The sequence below is a fragment of the Paenibacillus sp. FSL M8-0228 genome (assembly GCF_038007385.1).
GTDB classification, from domain to species: Bacteria; Bacillota; Bacilli; order Paenibacillales; family Paenibacillaceae; genus Paenibacillus; species Paenibacillus polymyxa_D.
The window spans coordinates 1,121,261-1,135,086 of record NZ_JBBOXA010000001.1 but is presented as its reverse complement, the minus strand read 5'-3'; the positions used below and the strand labels follow the sequence as shown (position 1 = coordinate 1,135,086).

At 43.1% G+C, this 13,826-nt stretch carries 14 protein-coding genes; 4 read left to right on the top strand and 10 right to left on the bottom strand.

Going from position 1 to position 13,826, the window contains the following annotated elements; genetic code table 11:
* Nucleotides 1–9: 9 nt before the first annotated feature.
* The 7 genes from MKY98_RS05160 to MKY98_RS05130 form a co-directional block, all read right to left on the bottom strand.
* Entirely contained in the window at nucleotides 10–1,377 is a 1,368-nt protein-coding gene (locus MKY98_RS05160) for a glutamate-cysteine ligase family protein (RefSeq protein ID WP_069012388.1), read from the bottom strand.
* A gap of 21 nt (nucleotides 1,378–1,398) precedes the next feature.
* Nucleotides 1,399–2,124 (bottom strand): class I SAM-dependent methyltransferase, encoded by a 726-nt coding sequence (locus MKY98_RS05155; RefSeq protein WP_029517546.1) that lies wholly within the window; start codon nucleotides 2,122–2,124, stop codon nucleotides 1,399–1,401.
* Between the two features lie 3 nt (nucleotides 2,125–2,127).
* Nucleotides 2,128–2,562 carry a pyridoxamine 5'-phosphate oxidase family protein gene (locus tag MKY98_RS05150; RefSeq protein WP_029517547.1) on the bottom strand — a complete coding sequence of 145 codons (435 nt, stop codon included), beginning with the start codon at nucleotides 2,560–2,562 and terminating at the stop codon, nucleotides 2,128–2,130.
* A gap of 22 nt (nucleotides 2,563–2,584) precedes the next feature.
* Nucleotides 2,585–3,799 (bottom strand): radical SAM protein, encoded by a 1,215-nt coding sequence (locus MKY98_RS05145; protein ID WP_029517548.1) that lies wholly within the window; start codon nucleotides 3,797–3,799, stop codon nucleotides 2,585–2,587.
* A gap of 288 nt (nucleotides 3,800–4,087) precedes the next feature.
* Nucleotides 4,088–4,840, bottom strand: coding sequence for an amino acid ABC transporter ATP-binding protein (locus MKY98_RS05140; RefSeq protein WP_029517549.1), 753 nt, complete (start codon nucleotides 4,838–4,840; stop codon nucleotides 4,088–4,090).
* A gap of 15 nt (nucleotides 4,841–4,855) precedes the next feature.
* Nucleotides 4,856–5,515, bottom strand: coding sequence for an amino acid ABC transporter permease (locus MKY98_RS05135; RefSeq protein ID WP_029517550.1), 660 nt, complete (start codon nucleotides 5,513–5,515; stop codon nucleotides 4,856–4,858).
* 39 nt (nucleotides 5,516–5,554) lie between these two features.
* On the bottom strand, nucleotides 5,555–6,322 hold the full coding sequence (locus MKY98_RS05130) for an amino acid ABC transporter substrate-binding protein (protein WP_029517551.1): 768 nt from the start codon (nucleotides 6,320–6,322) through the stop codon (nucleotides 5,555–5,557).
* Nucleotides 6,323–6,640: 318 nt separating this feature from the next.
* Here MKY98_RS05130 and MKY98_RS05125 point away from each other — a divergent pair, with 318 nt between their 5' ends.
* The 4 genes from MKY98_RS05125 (at nucleotide 6,641) to MKY98_RS05110 (ending at nucleotide 10,739) form a co-directional block, all read left to right on the top strand.
* The gene (locus MKY98_RS05125; RefSeq protein ID WP_029517552.1) at nucleotides 6,641–7,567 is read left to right on the top strand and encodes an ABC transporter permease; all 927 of its coding nucleotides are present in this window, start codon (nucleotides 6,641–6,643) and stop codon (nucleotides 7,565–7,567) included.
* 1 nt (nucleotide 7,568) lies between these two features.
* Nucleotides 7,569–8,519, top strand: coding sequence for an ABC transporter permease (locus MKY98_RS05120; RefSeq protein ID WP_029517553.1), 951 nt, complete (start codon nucleotides 7,569–7,571; stop codon nucleotides 8,517–8,519).
* 196 nt (nucleotides 8,520–8,715) lie between these two features.
* A complete protein-coding gene (locus MKY98_RS05115; RefSeq protein ID WP_069012387.1) occupies nucleotides 8,716–10,359 on the top strand; it encodes a peptide ABC transporter substrate-binding protein in 1,644 nt (547 codons plus the stop codon).
* Nucleotides 10,359–10,739, top strand: a complete 381-nt coding sequence (locus MKY98_RS05110; RefSeq protein ID WP_069012386.1) for a DUF3899 domain-containing protein — start codon at nucleotides 10,359–10,361, stop codon at nucleotides 10,737–10,739. The genes MKY98_RS05115 and MKY98_RS05110 overlap by 1 nt, the downstream gene beginning before the upstream one ends.
* Nucleotides 10,740–11,056: 317 nt before the next feature.
* On the opposite strand, the gene MKY98_RS05105 is transcribed toward MKY98_RS05110, so the two are convergent.
* The 3 genes from MKY98_RS05105 to MKY98_RS05095 form a co-directional block, all read right to left on the bottom strand.
* Entirely contained in the window at nucleotides 11,057–11,734 is a 678-nt protein-coding gene (locus MKY98_RS05105; protein WP_029517556.1) for a vWA domain-containing protein, read from the bottom strand.
* Nucleotides 11,735–11,786: 52 nt separating this feature from the next.
* Complete coding sequence (locus tag MKY98_RS05100) at nucleotides 11,787–12,332, bottom strand: hypothetical protein (protein ID WP_029517557.1); 546 nt, start codon at nucleotides 12,330–12,332, stop codon at nucleotides 11,787–11,789.
* A gap of 337 nt (nucleotides 12,333–12,669) precedes the next feature.
* Nucleotides 12,670–13,770 carry a toxic anion resistance protein gene (locus tag MKY98_RS05095; protein ID WP_039272510.1) on the bottom strand — a complete coding sequence of 367 codons (1,101 nt, stop codon included), beginning with the start codon at nucleotides 13,768–13,770 and terminating at the stop codon, nucleotides 12,670–12,672.
* Between the last annotated feature and the right edge of the window lie 56 nt (nucleotides 13,771–13,826).

Sequence of the window (13,826 nt, the reverse complement as noted above, 5' to 3'; positions counted from 1 at the left end):
AAGTCCTCCTTACGATCCCTCATTGACAGGAATACAATTTTGCGACACTATTCGCTTTATTTCTTGCGTTCCAAGAAGTGTATTTTTCGAGTTCCCCCTGATATTGTTTATTAGTGATAAGGCTGGAGGGCCTACTCTAAGTCGCTTGCTTAGTACCTCCTCCACAAGTGTTGCAGTTGAAGAAGATTTTCTTTTCCAATAATCACAAATACGCTCGCCAGCTCTATTTATTAATTCCGTGGCTGCATACTCAGTGATTCTTTTACCGTCGGATGTAAAATAGTAAAGCTCACAGTCAATTCCGTAGCATGAAGCCCTCCTGAAGTTTTCCTTCACAAAAGTAACGGGAAGAAGTCTTTCTCCGCCTTTGCTTAGGCTTAAATCCAAAAGCGCATAGACTCCGAGATGCAACGCAATATCTTCCCGAAGTGTTGGCTGGATCGGTATAAATCGCGTTTCAAGCAAGCATGCTGTGGGCTTACCGCTGCCACCTACCAGTTTTAATCTCGCAATTTTCCAATTCATTTTTTGATTGAGGCTAAATGCATACCGTGGATCGGATTTCATATGTTTTTGTTGATACAAAGTTGCCCAATAATTATGGAAATTTGCATAATATTGATGAGGAAATGAAACGCGAGTAGACAGAGCTGCCAAAAATTCAGAATAGGTCCGCAAATCATAACCAATCTCCCAAATCAGGTTACGAGTTTCGAGCAATCCGGTTAATCGCCTGTCCAAAATCGGAGAATTGGCCCCAATGGCAATAAAGAGAGGTGAGATCTCAATCGTCTTGTTCAAAAGATCAATAGCAGCCTGATTATAGTTAACCTGTACATTCATTTGTGTCGACTGACACCCGCTAATTAGCTCATGAACACGACTTGATAGATCAACTTCTCCCAAATGAAGCTCAAGGTGATGTTTTCTTGAACTTTTAAACTGGTCGAGTATCATTTGATAATTTTCCCGGTCATCTGTAATTTCCAAGTCAGTAAATGAACCAGGATAGGTACCAAGACGCGCCAGTCTATTATTTTGGGCATGTGCTATGGCTGCCGCCTCTTGCTCCATTTCCTGCATTTCATTTATAAGATTTTCAAGTCCCTCTGCAAGTGTGAAAGGACGGGATACCAATTCAATTTGGCTGGCACCTATTTCCCGTTTTATAAATGTTGCATTTTCAATTACACGATTCCGGACCTTTTCATCTACCAAATTAAACTCAAAATCAAAAAGAAGGTATTCGGTTTCAAAACCCATAATTCCGGATAAATTATTTTTAGTAACCAAAATATTTTTTTCAAGCTGTCTAAGTTGTCGTAAAAAAGCCCTGTTCATTAACGCCGTTGGATTCAATGAAACGGTTTTGGACATACCCTTATTCTCCCATTTGCTCTATTGATTGAGTTGCAATAGGTAATAGTAAGAATCGTTTCCCCGTTTAAGTTTCTGTTGTTTAACTTGCACTATTTTTAGTCCAGCAGCCTTTGCCATCTCCTCTATTTCATGTTTCAATAACATCCGACATCGACAGGTACAACGGCTGGTTTCATTTTCATTTTTATAAACTGTGAAATACATCATTAAGATCTGATTAAAAACATCGATTTTGACTTCTCCATATACTTCAAATGCTTCCCCGTCGATAGTCAGTGATTTAATCACTTTAGGTGCCCCGCCATATTCCATGATTTGATGTTCCGTCACTGGCGTAACATTAACCATTCCAACCCCTTCGGCTGATAAACTTGAAGCAATTACTCTAAAAATATCAAATTGGTTTTTATACGCAGGGAACATTTGGATAGAATTATCCCCAATGTGTACGATGTCAAATTTTTGAGGGCAAGACCAATCATTTAAGTCAGAGCATACCGTATTAATCATATTTCCATGATCGTTATGCTTGTTGAGCAACAATTGCAACGATTCCGGCGAACGATCAACTACAGTTACAGATTCAATAGACTTGTTTATAAAACCAAATAAGTGTTCACCACTCCCTGAAGCCAGGTCCAAAACCCTTGCATGTATCTTCTCAGGCCAGACATCACCAATAAACTTTTGCATTTCAATCGTATCCGGACCTAGAAAATCAAAAATCAGTTCGTCTGTCTCCATGAGTCACATGCCTATCCGGTCCGTCTGCTTCCAATCTACAGGAGAGTATTGATGATCTTCCTCGCCCATAAATCTTACTGCATGGGGTGTGACTTGAAACAATACAAACTGATTTCTTTTCTCATTGCTAAAGGTTTCTTTTATCATAGGGTTGTTTTCCAAAAATAGATCTTCTTCCTTCTTTTCACTCACCCGTTTGGCCTTACCTGCCATTCTGAGCTGAGCCCCGTCTCCAAAATAAGTAAGCTCCACATTCTCACACGTCCGGATTTGTTCAACCTTATCTGTATTGCTGAAGGTAGAGAAATATATATATCCGTTGTGAACAGTCCCCGCATCTACAGGTCTTACATGAGGTTGATTATTGAATGAATCATACGTTGCCAGATAGGCAATAGAAACGTTTTTAATCCATTTTGAATATTCTTCTTGATTCATTGTATTCACCTTCACTTTACTCTTAGTTTTTAATTTCATCCGGGGCAGTCATGAGCTTGTATCCCCAGCCATCCCTTATATAATGCATTAGTACAATCGCGCGATTTAGACTTTCTGGTTTTAATATGTAAGCCGAGTCTTGTTGTTCCACCAGATTTTCTTGAATTAAAACGGACAAAAGAATATTAACATCTTTCTCCATTTCCATTACTTTTTCAAAATTAACTCCTAGATACTGCTCTAACGTTCGTTCCTCGATTTTTCCATAGGCATTCAAATGCCCCCATACAATCGTAAACGCATAATTATCGACTGTAATTTCTTCTTCGACTGAATGTGGAAGTTCTATATAATTTTTAATATAAGGAGGTGTGAAGCGTACACGATTATTATCCCAATATCCCGCAGATCCGGGTCCAAAAGCCAACACCGGCTCTGTTTCACTTATAGCATCTTTTTCATAAGGAAATATATAATCTGGTAAAGAAAAAACAGTATTATCTACTCTTATATATCCGTTTTGTTGTAAAAATCCGCACACTTCTTCATAAACTGAGATTTTATCGGACAATGCTAAAATATGTTTTCCTCTTTTCTCGCATCGCTCGACAAATTCCTTTCCCCCTGGATAAGAGGAGTAGAAAAGACTAACCGAAATATGTTCCGGTCGTATATTCACTGTATCCCTTATGCTTTCCATGACCGTGCTCTGCGTCTGCCCCGGGATTCCGATTAGCAGATCAATATTTAACATGTCGTAATCAATTTCTCGGATCAGGCTTGCAGCCTTTATAATTTTTTCTCGTGAATAGGGCCGTCCCAGCAATTTGAGCTCTTCATTATTAAAAGACTGGGCACCGATACTTACACGATTAAATCCTTTTCTCCTGAAAATAGACAAGGTTTCTTTGGATGCGGTATCTGGGGAAACTTCATACGCCATAAATTTCATGTGGGTAAATTGTTCTGGGGTAATCCTATTTCGAATGGAATTTATAATAGTGTCTAGCTGACTTTCATTTAGGAGGGATGGGGTTCCTCCACCAAAAACTATCGAGGTGATTGCTGATTTTGGAAATTCAGTGCATTCAATGTCCACTTTCAAGGCTTTAACATACTCATCCATTACATCGAGGTTAATCATCTCCTCTTCCGAAAATTTGGCTGTAAAGTAGCAGTATGGACAGCGCTTCTTGCAAAACGGAATGTGACAATAAATGTGAAAACGATCAATCATTCAAATCCCAACCTTCCACTTTTAAATTGTGGAGCTAGTAACAGAATTTGTTTAAATCGTGGTAGCATGTTTTACATGTTAAACCCCATTTCTTACACAATCATATGAAATAGATCACATTTACTGGAATAAGAACCATTTCAAAAAAAAAAAAAAAAAGCATTCTTCGTTCGCTTAACAGAGCTCAAATAGCCTGCTTCAGCTTACATCAGAATACTTCTTTAAAGTCGCTTTTGGGAGATATAAAACACATATACACAAGTATGCAAAGATGATATGCATCTTGGGCTAAGCTTCCACCCGATTCAAAAACACCTTCGTCCGCTCCAACTGCGGATTGCCAAAAATCTGCTCCGGTGTACCGGATTCTGCAATTTCGCCATTATCCATAAAAATGACGCGATCCGCCACATCTCGCGCAAAATTCATCTCGTGGGTCACGATGACCATCGTCATATTCTCCTCAGCCAGCTTTTTGATGACCCGCAGCACCTCGCCTGTCAGCTCGGGATCAAGGGCCGAGGTCGGCTCGTCGAACAGCAAAATATCTGGATTCATCATCATTGCCCGGGCGATCGCCACGCGCTGCTTCTGCCCTCCCGACAGTCGGGATGGATACGCATCTGCTTTATCTGCCAAACCGACTTTAGCCAGCAACTCAGCGCTTTGGCGGCGCAGTTCAGCCTTACTCACCTTTTTCACCAGCTTCGGAGCCAGCTCCAGATTATCCTGCACCGTCAAGTGAGGGAACAGATTAAAATGCTGAAAGACCATGCCCATACCGGTAGTAATGCCCTTAATGTCACCTGCCGGAGCGTACTGACCATTTTCCACCAGTGCTTTATCATGAATGCGGATCGTCCCGCCTGTCACATCTTCCAGGTGTACCAAACTACGGAGCATGGTACTTTTCCCTGAACCTGAAGGACCGATGACAGCTACAACCTCGCCCGCTTTAACGTTAAAGCTCACTCTTTTCAGAACGTCGAGCTTGCCGAACGATTTTTTCAAATCGATAACTTCTATTGCATTAGTATTCATATCCCGACATTCCTTTTACTCGAATTTAAAACGTTTTTCCAGCGCCCTGAAGAATAGCGTCAGCACCAAAGCTAACAACAAATAAATAACCGCTGCTACAACATAAGGTACAATCGAAAAATCGCGGTTTACAGCCGTATTGGCAAAATGCAGCAGTTCCGGTACCGCTACTGCATACAGTAGTGCCGTATCTTTTACTAATGTTGTCGCCTCATTGGTTACCGCAGGCAAAGCGATCCGTACCATTTGCGGCACAATGACTCTTATCAGCGTCTGCGACTTGCTCAAGCCCAGCACTTGCGAAGCCTCGTATTGCCCTTTATCAATCGACAACATTCCGCCTCTAAAAATTTCTGCAAAATAAGCCGCATAATTCAATACAAATGCCAGCACGGCAGCCGTTGTTCGATCCATTACCAGATACTCCCCAATGACAGGCAACATCGGCAGACCAAAACAAAAGAACAATAATTGCAGCAAAAGCGGCGTGCCGCGTATAACATAAATGTACGTGTGCATCAGCCAAGCGATTGGCTTAATCCGGCTTTTGGCCAGCAACGTAACGACAAAACCCAATGGAATAGACAAGATGAGCGTGATGAAAAATAAAATAACCGTCATCTGTGCCCCTTCAAGCATAGGCTTCATAATTCGTAAAATATATTCCATACTCATGACCTTCGACTCCTAAACCTTAGTTCAATACACTACGTATTAATTTAATACTTTATCTTCACCAAACCACTTTTTCGAAATTTCAGCAGCTTTTCCGTTCTTGTGCAGCTCATCCAAAGCGGATTGCAGCTGCGTCAACAGCTCTTCATTCCCTTTTTTCACACCGATGCCGTATTCCTCAGGGGCCAATGATTCATCAAGCAGCTTATACGTCCCTTGTTCCTTCGACATATAATACTTGGCAACGACTTCATCAATGACAACCGCATCCAGGCGACCGGTTTTCAGATCTGTCAAAGCAAGAACGTTATCCGGGTACTCAGACACTGACTTCAATTTACTTTTGATCGGATTCGCATCCAATGCATCGGCTGCTGAAGACAGCGTCTGGAGTCCCACCGTTTTGCCCGCCAGATCAGCCAGCTTGGAAAGACTGGAAGTAGCTGGTATGACAATGACCTGACTGTTTTTCAGATATGGCTTCGTGAACAGCACTTTTTCCTTACGTTCATCCGTAATGGTGTATCCATTCCAAATGAGATCAATACGTCCGCTGTTCAGCTCGGATTCTTTGGCAGACCAGTCAATCGGCTGAAATTTCACCTGTTTACCCATTTGTTCCCCGGCCGCTTTCGCATAATCAATATCAAAGCCGGTCAGCTCATTATTTTCATCTCTAAAGCCCATCGGGGCGAATTTATCATCAATGCCAATAATCAATTTACTGTCGTCCTTACCGCCGGAACATCCGGCCAACACGATCATCATCAATCCAATTAACATCGTAAACATGGCTGCTTTTCTCATCTTATTCCCCTCCAACAATGGTGACCCCCGTATCCAAGAACAGGTGGCAAACGCTTTAGTTCGTTAACACGTTATCAGAGTATCATCATAACACACCGCAGGATACTCGTCGAGAGGAATGAGCGGAATCTTAGCCTTATATAAATGGAAAACCTGTGACGAAAATTTGACCTGTGTTCTATAATGTAAAACCTTACCTTGACATGTCACCTAAACCGTCTTATTATTTCCTAGTATTCTTATATACTTTTACTTATATTAAATTTTTAGCAGCAATAGTATGTAAATCAGCTTGATAGACAGGAGAAATTAAGCCCCATGTACATTTTAAAGCGTCTTTTTACGATGTTCATTACACTGTGGATTATCGTCACTTTAACGTTTATCATCATGCACATCATTCCGGGTGACCCATTCTCGAACGATTCCAAAACCATTCCGGAAGCGGTATTGCAAAACATGCGTGCCAGGTACAATCTGGACAAGCCGCTCGCTGTGCAGTATGTGCTGTATCTCAAAAATCTGCTAGTGCTGGATATGGGCCCGTCTATTCAATCGAAAACGACGGACGTCAATATGCTCATCGCCCGAGGTTTTCCACCTTCTGCATTGCTCGGTATTCAATCCATCGTGGTCGCGATTATTGCCGGAATTTCGCTTGGAACACTGGCTGCTCTACACCATAATCGACCACTGGATTATATCTCGATGTTTATCGCCATTGTTGGTATTTCCGTACCCAGCTTCATATTGGCACCGTTGCTAATCAAGTATGTTGCCGTTCAATGGCACCTTCTTCCGGTCGCCTCATGGGGAACCTGGCAGCATACGGTGCTCCCATCGCTGGCTCTCGCTGTTTCACCTCTTGCCGTTATCGCCCGCTTTATGCGGACGAGTATGCTGGAAGTCATGCATGAGGAGTACATACGCACTGCCAAAGCGAAAGGGTTGTCTTCTTGGGCAGTAGTTCTGCGTCACGGATTACGCAACGCGTTGGTTCCGGTGCTTTCTTTTATCGGACCGCTATTCGCTTCCGTCATTACAGGTACCTTTGTCGTTGAAAAAATATTCGCCATTCCCGGCATCGGTAAATACTTCGTAGATAGTATCTTTAACCGGGATTATCCAGTGATTATGGGGACGACCATTTTCTACAGTTCCATTCTAGTCGTTACTTTATTTTTAATTGATATTTCCTATCGCCTTGTCGATCCACGAATCAAATTAGTCAGTAAAGGAGATTAACATGAAAGCAGCACCTACTGTCGAAAAGGACAGTCTGTTCAGTCTTGTAGACCGCAGCCAGATCCCCACCGCCACGTTGACCAGACCCAAAGAATCACTCTGGCGGGATCGGCTACGCAGACTTTTCAACAACAAGCTTGCTCTTTTGGGGCTTTCCCTACTAATCATGATTATTGTGCTGGCGATTGTTGGACCTTCCATGGTTTCTTATGCACCGAGTGATCAATCTCTTTTGAAGACGAATCTCTCTCCTTCCAAAGAGCATTGGTTTGGCACGGATGATCTGGGGAGGGACGTATGGGCACGGACATGGGCCGGGGCTAGAATTTCACTCATGATCGGCTTTGCCGCTGCCGCCATTGATTTGGTACTTGGCATTCTCGTCGGCTGTGTTGCTGGCTATTGTGCTGGGCAGGGTAAAACGGGCGACCGGATCGACAGCATTCTCATGCGTATTATTGAAATTTTGTATAGTATTCCTTATCTGCTAGTCATCATTCTGCTGCTCGTCATTATGAAGCCCGGTCTGCTCACGATGATTATTGCATTATCTATTACTGGCTGGGTCGGTATGGCACGTGTAGTACGTGGGCAAATCTTACAGCTGAAGCAGCAGGAATATGTGTTGGCAGCCCGTAGCTTGGGGACATCTCATTCGCGTATTATCTTCAGACATTTGCTACCAAACGCAGCGGCAATCATTATCGTGAATTTAACGTTCACTATTCCGTCGGCTATTTTTGCCGAATCGTTCCTGAGCTTTCTCGGTTTGGGGATTCAGTCTCCTTCGGCCAGCTGGGGGACGATGGCTAACGATTCACTTGGCGTTATTTTAAGCGGTCAATGGTGGCGCCTATTTTTCCCCGGGCTGATGATATCGCTCACCATGCTAGCGTTCAATACGCTTGGAGATGGGCTTCAGGATGCACTTGACCCGCGTTCACAGCATTAACAACAGAAAGATCCCAATTGGACAAGGAGGGATGTCACCATGATCCGCAGCTTCTCGCCTAACCGCAGGAAGAACGGCAGTTCCTTTATCGAAGTGCGCACACGCGGCATACCTGCGGGAAAGGAGGATGAATAAACCCCGGTACGGTGTACTTTATTTTTTGCATAACTAACCACAATAATGGAGGAAAACCACGATGAAAAAAATGCATTGGATGACGATCATCTTACTTTTGGCCGTAACGGCTTTGGCTGGATGCTCTGGTACTACAGACAAAACAGCAAGCAACGACCCGTCCGCTGCGCCTCAAGCAGATATCCCGCAAGAAATTACTGCCAATCTGGCAGGTGGAGAACCTTATACGCTAGACCCTGCTTTCGCATCAGATACAACGTCCTATTTTGTAATTGATAACTTGTACGAAGGGCTGTATACATACGATAAGGCCGGTAAAATCGTAGAAGGCGCTGCTAGCAAAGTAGACGTATCTCCTGACGGCAAAACCTACACTTTTACTATTCGTGACGGTGCAAAATGGTCGAATGGTGACCCACTGACAGCTAAGGATTTTGAGTACTCCTGGAAACGGGTACTAAATCCAAAAACAGCTGCCTACGATCCTTCTGCCCTCTACTACATCAAAGGTGCCGAAGCGTACAACACAGGCAAAGGTAAAATTGAAGACGTGGGTGTTACTGCCAAAGATGATAAAACTCTTGTAGTTGAGCTGAAATCACCGCTGAGCTTCTTCCCCACGATCGCCGTGGGTCATGCTTATCTGCCAGTAAACCAATCAGTTGTTGAGAAAAATGACAAATGGGCAGCAGAAGCGGGCACAATTGTCGGCAACGGTGCGTATGTAGCCAAGGAATGGAAACATAACGAACAAATTACGCTGACGAAAAACGATCAATTCTGGAACAAAGATGCCATTACAATGGCAACGATTAATTTTAAAATGGTGCAAGACTCCACAACGTATTATCAAATGTACAAAACGGGCGATCTGGACCTGATTTTGAGCCTTCCCGTAGATACATTGGATCAGGAAAAGAGCAACAAGGAATTCCTGTCGCATCCGTCTTTCAGTGTGTACACCTATTCTTTTAACGTAAAACAAAAGCCGTTTGACAATAAAAAAATCAGACAAGCCATTGCCTATGCTATTGACCGCGAAGCACTGGCTACCAGCGTAACCAAAGGTGGCGAAACTCCGGCTTACGGTTATGTTCCATACGGAACAACAACACCATCCGGCAAGGACTTCCGTGATGAAGCACCGAAAAAATACTATGAGTTTGACGCTGCAAAAGCGAAACAATTGCTGGCCGAAGGTCTGAAAGAAGAAGGTTTGACCAAGCTGCCACCAGTCACCTTCAAATACAACACTTCGGACAAGCATAAAAAAGTAGCTGAAGCGATTCAGGAAATGCTGAAAACAAACCTGGGTGTTGAAGTGACGCTGGAGAATCAGGAATGGAAAACGTACATTGATACCTTTAAACAGAAGAACTTCCAGATCGCCCGTATGGGCTGGGAAGGAAACTTCCTGGATCCGCTCGGCGTATTGGGGCATTATACTTCCAAAAACTCGAACAACTTTACCAACTGGAGCAACCCGGAGTATGACAAACTGATTGAATCCTCAACCTTTGAGCTTGATCCGGCAAAACGCTTTGAACAGCTCCATCAGGCAGAAGACGTATTGATGGAAGATCTGCCGATTATTCCGATCCAGTTCTCTGCGGACACTGCATTAATCAGCCCTAAGATTCAAGGTATCGTATTTGATGCTCGTTCGAACCCAGACCTGCGCTTTGCGAAACGGGTCGAAAAATAATGATTTTACGTTTTGGGATCATCGCCCTGATTGTCAGTACCTTAGGGTTTCTGTACGCCACCCCCCATCTCTTGAATGGTCGTGAACACATGGCTACTGCAAATCTGTTATTCCTGTTGGGGTTGCTGGGCTTGGTGATCGGTGCAATCTTCCACGTTCTGCAAAGCGGTTTTCTAACCCTCTTCCTGCGGGGATTTGCCGACATCGGACAGTTATTCATTCGTCAATCCAAGGCATTACGAGAGGAAAATGAGCGTTTGCGTTCCGATGAATCTTTGTCAGCCTGGAAAACATCCATGTTCCGCCACCTCAAGGTATATACTTCGGGGTGCGGAGCAGGGCTTATCCTTTGCTCGATGATACTAATGGGGATAAGTTAGGGTGGTATGAGAAGCTTTCTTGCGGTTGGTGAGCGCTGCGCGTGCAGATTGTTCTTCCGATCGCTGTTATCCCCGGATTTCTATTGAATAGAACCTGTAAGGGTAAAATCCGGGGATAAAGGCGAACGCTTCGCTTCTTCAGAACAATTCTGCCCGCTCCGCTGGCAACCTCCGTGGAGATTCTATACGTTTTAGAGGTGTGTAAAGAAAAAGAGAGTTTCGCAAAGCGTTTGCTAGCGGAACTCTCTCTTTTTGCATTTTTTTTATATATTAAGCTTTGAAAAGGGCTCATAGTACTAGTACAACACTTAGTATCCTTAATAAATATGCTTTTCCTTCGCTTCTTGCAGCCATGACGGGAACTCGTTAAGCAATAGTTCGTACAATTCATTATCTTCCATAGATTCGATATCTTGTATTTGAAAAAAATTAGCGTTATCTACCACACGGCCTTGTATGTTGTCGAGCTTCTTTAATACACCAAAATCGGACTCACCCACACCTATAAATTGCCAGAAAATCGGCTCTCCTGACGAATCAATGACCGCGTTGTCGATGTTGTCTCCTTTTCCACGCTTCACACCGCCATCATTAATAAAAATAACAAAGGCCGGATCAGAAGAGGGTTCTTCCTTGGTGTATTTGGCGATGACATCGCGCATCACAGGCGGCTCATCATTACGACCGAACTTGGGCAAATAATCATTGGACAGAATATGTCTTTCAACATAGTTGTCAACATCATTTTCGGTAACGGAAGGCAACCGTGAAAAACGGTGATCATACACCCATACGTCCAGTACACCATCATCATCCAAAGCACTCGCTACTGCAACAATTCGTTCCAACACCTTTTGAACGGTACCATTTTTGTACAAACTTCTCATAGATCCTGAAATATCGAGCACCAATCCAACTCTCGCAGTCACATTCGTTAGATTCTTTTTAGTCAGTACCAGTTGCGCATTCTTTTTAAGTAAAGAAATACTGCTCATGTTCCCCACGCTCCTCTATGATGTTTGCGTTTGTACGTCTAGTACGTCTACTCTACCATCTGCGTCGTTCGTCGCCTCTCAGGGGAAAGTCGCTTAATTCTCCGAGTTGGTCATGTGCAGCCTTATAGATTCGAAGAATAGCTTGTACCTTGTTAAAATCATTGTCTTCGGGGCCGAATCCTTCCATATACATTTTTTGAATGATGTTTTGGAAAAAGTCCATACGTTCGCGGACGGAATCCTGCTCGATTTGCAGTACCTCTTCAAAGCTGTGTGTCTCGGCAAAATCAGACAGTTCATCAAATTCCTGTTCCTGATATCGATCTCCCCGAGTTTCGGGATTGAGATCAATAGAGGTACGCAGGGTTGATAATAAAATATTTTCGCGTGCCAGCATGACATGAAAATCTTTGTTCTTAAACAGATCCGTAACGATCAGACGGCACATTTCCTTGTTCTGCAGTAGAATCCCGTCAAAAGGATGCAGCGTCCACACACCGTAGTTAAAAAATAAATTAAAATTGAAGCTGCTGCTTCCATACTGATATACAATGTTAATTTTCGATTCGTCGATGATTTCAAATGAAAATTCCAGCATGCATTCTCCTTTTGGATTCCAATATTTAACTCTATCCTATCAGAAAATGCATGATTTTCAATAAAAAATTTTATTTCACAGAATCATTTAACTCCACAATTGAATCTGCTTTTTCGCTACTGGCAGCCACAAGTAAATAGACAATGACACAGCCCAAAATAAAAGACATCATACGCTCGCTCTCTCCTTTTGTCATTCGCTTTTTAAGAGTTTATGCACGAGAATGCTATGTATGTTCATCATGTCCTTTATTAGCTGCTGGCAAACCAAAAAAAGACGCCCTTCGGAGTCATCCCGGCGTCTTTTTCATAGATTGGTCTATTATTCTACATTGTCATCAGTTCAAAAACGAGCTAAGACCCTCAGAAGAATTACTATCCTTCAGCGGTTTGGAAGGTTCTTTCCCTTCGATCCCCAAACGTTGGCTAAGGTTGGCATTGATTGCTGTCATTTTACTTGTATAATCATGGCAGCTTTCAATAATCCGACGGTTTGATTTTTCAGACAGATCCAAAGCAGATACCAAATCACCAATCGCCTGATTCACAGCCTCCAGTGACATAGAAGGCTTGCTAAGCAGATCTGTCGTTCTCTCGGTCGTCGTTTTGAGAAGCTTCGCATTTTCCTTGAATTGATCTTCAATGGTACGGTTGGTCGCATCGACGGCTGAAATGATTTTGTCCTGATCCGCCAGCGCCATCGCGATCATAGCCGATACAGTGATCAGATTCGATGTTTTATCAATCGCATTATTTACAGAATCAATCAGTTTATCATTGTTATCATTAATAATATCCGTTGCCGCAATCGCCTGATTGTATAACAAAATCATTTCGGTCATAGACTGCGTACGAGTAACCACCTTGCGCAATCCCCGCTCCAGATGAGGCTTGCGGTTTTCATTTTCCGGCTTGGCAATCTCGGTCTCAAACAGTTCTTTCAGGCGATTACCAAAGGCGATCTTCGTCTGTAAATTGTAGATTTCTTCAATGGAGGCTTTCTTCAACTGTCTCATGCTGACGATGTTTTCTTCCAGATTATCCTTACCATCTCTCAAGGCAGTAATGATTTTCTCGATGTTCGTCTTCACCGACTGATACTTGTAAATGTAGTTTTTTAACGGGCTTTTACGCAGAAGCTTGCCAAAAAAACTCACATTTTTGCTCTGCTGGAGCGTTTCACATTCATCACGCAGCTTTAAGATCATATTGGATACCTCAGCCCGATCACCGGACATGAGGTCGTTTACCGGACGATCCAGCATTTTAAGGGTCTGCCCCGCACGTTCCTGCGTTTTAACCCCCAACTTACCGATATCATCCATTAAGGTATCCAAGCTCATGACATCGCTTTGTGATACCTTCTGAATCAGCTGTGAAGCCTCCTCAGTCACCTTCTGTTCATCTTCTTTTTTCAACTCAGCCCATGGGGTCGCCATACGCTACCTCCTATTCTAAAAAACAACTGTTCCCAAGTATAATCGTTGTTTTTCAG